At 53.3% G+C, this 860-nt stretch carries 2 protein-coding genes; both read right to left on the minus strand.

Annotated elements, in window-relative coordinates; all coding sequences use genetic code 11:
- A partial coding sequence (locus OU814_RS31275) for an IS5 family transposase (protein WP_268243325.1) occupies positions 1 to 390 on the minus strand: 390 nt, incomplete at its 3' end.
- A gap of 32 nt (positions 391 to 422) precedes the next feature.
- On the minus strand, positions 423 to 791 hold the full coding sequence (locus OU814_RS31280; protein ID WP_268243326.1) for an IS5 family transposase: 369 nt from the start codon (positions 789 to 791) through the stop codon (positions 423 to 425).
- Between the last annotated feature and the right edge of the window lie 69 nt (positions 792 to 860).

Consider the following 860-nt stretch of genomic DNA (forward strand, 5'->3'; position numbering starts at 1 on the left):
AGTGGCAATGCGACGGAATTGCTTCAAACGGTTGAAACAACGCTCGACAACATTTCTGGTGCGGTAAATCGACTTGTCAAACTGACCCCGATGTTTCTCATTGTCTTTACGCGGAATCGTGAAGCGAATGCCGCGACGACGCAAGTAGCGACGAATTGCACCGCTGCTATAGCCCTTATCACCAACGACTCGACGCGGGCGCAAGCGTGGGCGACCTCCTGCGGTTCGTCGGACGGCTCCTTGTTCCATCAATTGCTCAAACACAACCGTTTCATGGCGCTCACCGACGGTGAGGACAAAGGTGATAGGCAGCCCATTGCCATCACAGCGCAGATGAATTTTGGTGCTAAAGCCCCCTTTTGAGCGTCCGAGAGCCTCGCGTTGTTGCACTTGTTCAATTTCACAGAGCAAACTTTCGGAATCTAGCTCCCCCTTTTTGCACCCGCCGAGTGTTGGTGGGCGCGAATCACACTGCCATCGACATGATGAACTTCCCAGTTCAATTTGCCTTTGGCATCGGCTTGCTGCTGTAAGCTCTGGAGGAGTTGTTCCCAAATGCCACTGCGTCGCCACCGATAGAATCGCCCCGATACTGTCTCCCAAGCCCCGTATCGCTCTGGCAGATCGCGCCACGGTGCCCCCGTTCGTGCAATCCAGAGAATTCCATTGATTGTAGTGCGATGGTCATTGTTCGGACGACCCACATTCGGTTTCTGAGCAGGCAGTAAAGGTTTGAGACGCTGCCACTGGGCGTTGGTTAAGTTCCCTCGCTGATGAGGAGGTAAGACCATTGAGCGATGCTGAATTCGGCATCCCTAGCATTCCCAATACTTCCATAGAGTTTTAAAACAGACCCTAGC

Source organism: Leptolyngbya sp. GGD (assembly GCF_026735145.1).
Classification (GTDB): domain Bacteria; phylum Cyanobacteriota; class Cyanobacteriia; order Leptolyngbyales; family Leptolyngbyaceae; genus Leptolyngbya; species Leptolyngbya boryana.